The following is a 6,366-nucleotide window of genomic DNA, read 5'->3' on the forward strand; positions in this document are numbered from 1 at the left end:
TTATTTGTCGTTGGTAATCCTGCCTTCCTGGTCTATACTCCAGGTGAGCTGGCTGTTATGTAATTCCACCCTCGCCGTAAACTGGCGGCTGATGGCTTCCATTTCTATATCGAACTGCTTACCGCCGCCGCCGTTTACGATGTTAGGCAGGCTAAGCGCCTGCAAACTGGTGGCGTATTTGCCTTTTTGCCGGCGGTATTGCTGTTGTTTATAGTACACTTCCCAAAGCAGGCGACGTGCTTTTTCATCTTCCGGAAGCGGGGCGGCAACGTTACTGTTATCCTGTGCGCGGAACCAAAGGTTGCCCCATCTTTCCGGTGCATGCATATCTACAATGCCCTGTGGCGACCATACCCAGTTATGTTCTGGCAGCGGCCGGCCGTTTTTGCCTTTACGTTTTACATAACTGCCGTTTACCACATCCCAGTCCCACTGCACGCGCGAAAAGTTAATTCGCCAGCGGGTGTTTTCCTGCGGGCGAAGGTTCCAGTTATAAAAGCCTAATGCGGAAAATGGAATAGCCATTTCCACAGTCCAGGCGGTGTCATTGTCGCCGGGTTTGTTTATAGTGCCGTAATGATGTACGGCGCTTTTAAGCCCTCTTGCATTCCAGGTAATCATTGCGGGGCCGCCGTTGCGGTAAGGTTTTCCCATAAACAAGTCCAGGATGGTATTGTACGCGTTTACTTCAATTTCATAGTACTGATGTGTGTCGCCATTCGGATCAATAAATACTTCAAAGTCGTTATCGTGGTAAATGATGGTGTCGCGTTTGCGAAGACTGGCCTGTATATGCGGCTCTTCCAGTTCTGCAAAAATGAACAGGTAATCATCGTTCCACAACATTTTCACCCTTGTTTGGTAAGTAGGGCGCGGTTTTTTACTACCCTCAATATCGCCAAAGACTTCGCTCCATGGCGCTTTTTGCCAGGCAGTTTCCGATGCCCTTCCATCAATAGTAATACTATCGCCGGTGCGGTGGCTTACGTAATTTAATTGTTCCGGGAATACTGTTTGTCCGTTCACTGTTAAGGCTGCCGGTAAAAGCAGCAGGCTTGTAAAGATGCTCCTGGCACCACAAAGAAATCTGCACATGGCGCTAAAAATAATAATTACAAGTCTTTATCCAGTCAGCTAACAGGTAATTCACCGTAAAATGATGTTATATTGATAAGGAAGTCGCCTGGTAAGTGGTTTAGTACCAGCCCGGAGCGTAAAAAACAGGAATTAACATCAATTTCATTTGAGTATTAATTATATTTATTATATTATTGGTCATTGAAACTTAACCTATATGGAAACAAACATCCCTAATTCCCGTAATGAGCTTTCGGGTTTCTCAGACGAGCTGGACGATTTAGTTGTTCAGCACGACGCCAGCAGAGGCGAACGATTTGGTAATTACATTATCGATGTAATTATAGCCTCGGTGATCAGTCGTGCTTTTTTTGCGGTTATTTACGGCCGCTCGTTCCTCGAACAGGAGGAGTTTGCATGGGATACCTGGTTTACGAGTGTGGTATTGAGTTCGGTTTTTATGCTGGCATTTTATACGTTGATGGAAGGGTTGCTGAAAGGCCGTTCTATCGGTAAATTTTTGACCGGCACTAAAGCTGTCAGGCGCGATGGCCAGCCATTCACATTTGGCGATGCCTTTTACCGCAGCCTTGTCCGCATTGTTCCTTTTGAGGTATTCTCCGGTTTTGGCACGCCGTGGCACGATCAGTGGACGGGTACAACCGTAGTGAAAAATAAATAGTAATCATTAACTATACCTAACACTCGTAACTAAACCTTTATGGAACAAAATTCTCCCTATTCTACTGATGAAAGACTGTCGCAGTTTTCATCCGATCTTGATAATCTTGTGGTGCATCAGGATGCCAGCAGAGGCGAACGATTCGCCAATTTTATCGTAGATCTTATCTGCGCTTATATCGTGATATTTATTTGTGGTGTTATACTTGCACTCACACTCCCTGGCTTCGGTGCAACCCTGGCAGCCGAAGAAGGCAGCTTTTCAGTAACGACTAATTTTGTAGGTATCATTTTCTTCCTGCTTTATTATACCGTTATAGAAGGCGCAACCGGCGGCCGTTCTATCGGTAAGTTCATTACCGGTACAAAAGCAACTACCCTCAATGGTGAAAAGCTTTCCTGGGGCGATGCTTTTAAAAGAAGCCTTTGCCGCATTGTTCCTTTTGAAGCATTCTCCGGTTTCGGCACGCCCTGGCACGACAAGTGGACCAACACGACGGTAGTAAAGAACAAGTAATCTTTTTTACCCCTTAACCCGGGTAACCAGGTAATTGTAGTCGTTCAATAATGTTTCGATAAAATGCATAGGCTCCATGTCGGTTTCGATGTGGAGCACTTCTTTGATACGTTGTGCAACCCGGGCCGCCAGCAGGTGGTCATTATGTTTCACCGACCGGTCTAATAGTTCCTTCACTTTGTTAAGGTCCTTGTCGGAAAGGCGCAGTATCTGGGTAAATTTAGGTTGATAACCGGTATCAGATATTTCGCGGAAGATAGTGTCCTGTATTGAATGGGTTTGTTTCACATTGATCACGATGGTACCTGCTGTAATGTCGCCCAGCCGTTGTTTCAACGAAGAGCGGCTGATTACGATCAGCGGCATAAAAAATATCAGTGCAGTGATCAGTGATGTAAAGGCCATGAGGTCGTAGGCGCCGCTGCCAATCAATGCAAACAACAACAGTATCATCAGTGGCGATTCTATCAGGCGAAATAACCAGCGGATGAGGTGCTGGCTGATACTGGGCTCATTGCCCTGCATGCCTACGACCTTAATGTTCATCAGCTTTTTTCCGATGCTCTGCCCTTTCATCGTAAATTCGGTAACAGGGTAGTATAACGAAATGGGTATCAGCACAAGTACATACTCCAGGAATGCTGCCATCTTATGTTCGATGCCACCAAACGCCCACGAAAGAAGTAGTGTCAGGATGAGCCAGTAAGCGAACCTTATGGCCACATCAATGATATACGCCCAAAAACGCTTGCCCATATCGGCCGACTCAAACTCAAGGTCGATGTTAAATGCGGTAGGTATTTTTATCGAAGTCATAATCAGAATTAAATATATTATATTTCGGAGTATTTGTAGCCTGTAATTTTATGTGATGCCATGAGAGAATCCCTCTTTATTAAGAAAAATGTCGACCGCTGGAAGAAGTACCAGGAGGAACCCACAGAAGATCCGGATGAAATGGCGGAACGCTTCACTTCCCTGCTGGACGACCTCGCTTACGCCAAAACTTTCTACAGCGGAAACAGCTCTGCCAGGTACATTAACAGCATGGCTGCCGTTATTTACAGGCGTATCTATAGTAGCACCCGCGGGGAGCGTGGGCGGATAGGCCGTTTTTTCACCCTTGAGCTGCCGCTGCTATTCGCCAAATACCAACGCGTTTTCCTGTTCACCTTTTGTTACTTCCTGCTTTTCTGCATTATTGCCGCTTTTTCGGCCGCACACGACGAAACGTTTGTGAGAGGGGTATTGGGAGATGAATACGTGAATACGACTGAAAGTAATATCGCTAACAACGACCCTTTCGGTGTATACAAGTCAGAAAACGAATGGGTGATGTGGATGCGTATAGGCTATAATAATATCAGGGTTTCGATGCTCTGTTTTATCGGTGGTATTTTTTTCTCGGCAGGTACGCTGTGGCTGTTAACCTCTAACGGAATTATGCTGGGCGCTTTCCAATATTACTTTTTTGCAAAGGGGCTCGGTATTCAGTCGATACTAACGATTTGGATACACGGTACGCTGGAAATATCGTCGATCGTTATTGCAGGTACTGCCGGACTTGTAATGGGCAATAGCCTGCTTTTTCCTGGTACGCACAAGCGGGTAGATTCACTTAAAAAAGCCGCGAGAGACGGGGTGAAGATCATCGTGGCACTGATACCTATTTTCATTGCTGCCGCATTCCTGGAGAGTTTTATTACCCGCCGCGCACAGGAAATGCCCGTATGGCTATGTGTAAGTATTCTTGCCATGTCGCTGGTATTCATGATCTGGTACTTTGTTTTGTACCCGCTACAACTTAAACGCGCAGGATATTTTCTAAACGAGAACGGGAAACCGGAAAAAGCAAACGTATAGCTGGGAATGAAAATACTAAGGAATATAAAAAGATACCTCGTACTGCCAATCGTGCTGCTGCCCATGGCAGTATGCGCACAGGAGCTGGAAGGTATTGAGGTAGATACGGCTTTGCTGAGTACCGAAGAACGAAGCATCATGGACCAGGATACCTCTACGCCCGTGTACGAGGAAGTGGAGGAGGAAGACAGCGAGGAGGCCGATGCCGAAAAAACGTACGATACCTGGGAAGCACTGCTGCGTGATAATACTAATCATACCCTGCGGGATACTGCCGCCCCCTTCGGTGAAACTAACCGCCCGGAACAAATTTCTCCCCGCAACGCCTCGCTGGAAGTACTGCGCGAATTGAGGAAAGATGAGTCTTTGCAATACGAAGAAGAAAGTAAACCTAAACCAAGAGAAATTAATAGTGGGGCCTGGGCGGCTTTTATGTCCAGAGCTGCAGGATTAATGGTGATATTTTTCTGGATTTTTGTAGGGCTAATGGCGATCTTACTGATATGGGCCATCTATAAATATATATCTGGCAGCGACTTTTCATTTCTGCGCAGCAGTGGCACCCGAAAGAAAGGGGTGAAGCCTGAAGACGCAGCAACAGAAGAGGAGGAAGTGATCATTGATTTTGAGGCCAGTGCGCGTAAGGCAATTGCGGAAGGAAACTTCAGGCAGGCCGTTCGCTACCTGTACCTGCAAACGCTGGAACAGCTACAGGAAAAGCAACTTATCGCCGTAGCTACCGATAAAACCAATGCTGACTACCTCCGCGAAATGCGCAGTTCGAACTGGTATAAACCATTTTCCATGCTCACGCTGGCTTATGAATATGTTTGGTATGGACAAACTACTATCAACAACCAGCAATTTGATGATTTGTATGGCCGCTTTATGGCATTTAAAAACGAATTAAGGTAAGGGCGTGAAAAAGAAAGTATTCATTTATACGATAATTGGCCTGGCCGCGCTGGTGTTCATTGTAATGATGATCGCTATCGGGTATAATAACCAGGGCAGCAAACGGACGAAGTTTAAAGCTGACGCCCGCCTCTCGCTGGGCTACCGCGATAAAAGTGTGTACGGCGGATATGTTGCCTACAAATTGTTGCCCGGCTTCTTCGGCGGCCTGCCCTTACGTGTGGTCACTAAACCATTTGCCAAAACTTACAGTAAGGATACGCATATGAGCAGCTCGGACGGCAGTGCGTATATTTTAACAGGTAAGCATATATACACCTCCGAGCAGGATGTGGCCGATATGTTAAGGTATGTGGAGGCGGGCAACCAGTTGTTTGTAGCCGCAGAATCAATTGACTCCCTTTTCATGGATACCTTCGGCTTTACCGATTCTATGGATGTAACGGGCGCTTCCAAAGGCGGCTCGCAGGTTTTTGTAAATCCGGCTTTAAGGCCGTCTGATTTTAGTTATGATGGCCGCATGGGCTATAATCATTTCGCTTCGCTCGATACTGCGGTGAGTGCGGTACTCGGAGAGGATGACCGCCACCAGGCTAATTTTGTGAGAATAACGCGGGGTAACGGGCAGGTATTCGTATCACTCAATCCCTATATTTTTACCAACTATTTTCTGAATACGGGGAGCAACGAACAGGCGCTCGCGCACATGATGGCTTATATGCGTGCTGGTATAGGTGCCGTTTTCTGGGACGAATACTATAAACACCTTAATGCCCCGCAGAGCGGCGATTTTTCTAACTGGCAGGTGCTGATGCGCTACCCGTCAATGAGATGGGCATTTTTGCTGGCATTGTTGTTACTGATACTGTTTGCGGTGTTCGAAGGCAAGCGCAGGCAGCGTATCATTCCACCCAAACCTCCGGTAGTAAATACTTCGCTGGAGTTTGTGAAAACCCTGGGTAAGCTGTATTTCGCGCATCACAACAACCTGAACCTGGCGAATAAAATGATCGTGCATCTGCTGGAGTTTGTGCGTACGCAATACAACCTTAACACGAATGTGCTGGACGTTGATTTTATCCATCGCCTTTCCCGTAAATCGGGACATAAAGAGGAAGAGGTGGAAAGGATGATAAGAATGGTGGACCACATCAGGCTTTCCAGCAGTATTACCGACGACGAACTAAAAGCATTCTATAAAAGTATTTACCATTTTTATTTAAAAACAAACTAGATGGAAACAGAAGTAATTGATAGTTTTCAGCCACGGGCCGACTTTTCGGCGCTGCACGAAGCAGTACAGGCAATAAGGA

At 46.4% G+C, this 6,366-nt stretch carries 7 protein-coding genes; 5 read left to right on the top strand and 2 right to left on the bottom strand.

Annotation, left to right across the window (positions count from 1 at the left end):
- Nucleotides 1-1,095, bottom strand: a complete 1,095-nt coding sequence (locus tag QZT80_RS03245) for a carbohydrate-binding family 9-like protein (RefSeq protein WP_295117564.1) — start codon at nucleotides 1,093-1,095, stop codon at nucleotides 1-3.
- Nucleotides 1,096-1,294: 199 nt separating this feature from the next.
- Here QZT80_RS03245 and QZT80_RS03250 point away from each other — a divergent pair, with 199 nt between their 5' ends.
- Both QZT80_RS03250 and QZT80_RS03255 read left to right on the top strand, forming a co-directional pair.
- Nucleotides 1,295-1,759 carry an RDD family protein gene (locus QZT80_RS03250; RefSeq protein ID WP_295117566.1) on the top strand — a complete coding sequence of 155 codons (465 nt, stop codon included), beginning with the start codon at nucleotides 1,295-1,297 and terminating at the stop codon, nucleotides 1,757-1,759.
- 39 nt (nucleotides 1,760-1,798) lie between these two features.
- Nucleotides 1,799-2,275 carry an RDD family protein gene (locus tag QZT80_RS03255; protein ID WP_295117569.1) on the top strand — a complete coding sequence of 159 codons (477 nt, stop codon included), beginning with the start codon at nucleotides 1,799-1,801 and terminating at the stop codon, nucleotides 2,273-2,275.
- Between the two features lie 6 nt (nucleotides 2,276-2,281).
- On the opposite strand, the gene QZT80_RS03260 is transcribed toward QZT80_RS03255, so the two are convergent.
- Nucleotides 2,282-3,091, bottom strand: coding sequence for an RDD family protein (locus QZT80_RS03260; protein WP_295117572.1), 810 nt, complete (start codon nucleotides 3,089-3,091; stop codon nucleotides 2,282-2,284).
- Between the two features lie 60 nt (nucleotides 3,092-3,151).
- Here QZT80_RS03260 and QZT80_RS03265 point away from each other — a divergent pair, with 60 nt between their 5' ends.
- The 3 genes from QZT80_RS03265 to QZT80_RS03275 are packed head-to-tail and all read left to right on the top strand — an operon-like array spanning nucleotide 3,152 to nucleotide 6,287.
- Nucleotides 3,152-4,138, top strand: coding sequence for a stage II sporulation protein M (locus QZT80_RS03265; protein WP_295117575.1), 987 nt, complete (start codon nucleotides 3,152-3,154; stop codon nucleotides 4,136-4,138).
- A gap of 6 nt (nucleotides 4,139-4,144) precedes the next feature.
- Nucleotides 4,145-5,053: a DUF4129 domain-containing protein gene (locus tag QZT80_RS03270; protein ID WP_295117578.1), complete on the top strand. Its 909-nt coding sequence runs from the start codon at nucleotides 4,145-4,147 to the stop codon at nucleotides 5,051-5,053.
- Between the two features lie 4 nt (nucleotides 5,054-5,057).
- Nucleotides 5,058-6,287, top strand: a complete 1,230-nt coding sequence (locus QZT80_RS03275; RefSeq protein WP_295117581.1) for a DUF4350 domain-containing protein — start codon at nucleotides 5,058-5,060, stop codon at nucleotides 6,285-6,287.
- The last annotated feature ends 79 nt before the right edge of the window (nucleotides 6,288-6,366 follow it).

The organism is uncultured Chitinophaga sp. (assembly GCF_902168175.1).
Taxonomy (GTDB): Bacteria; Bacteroidota; Bacteroidia; order Chitinophagales; family Chitinophagaceae; genus Chitinophaga.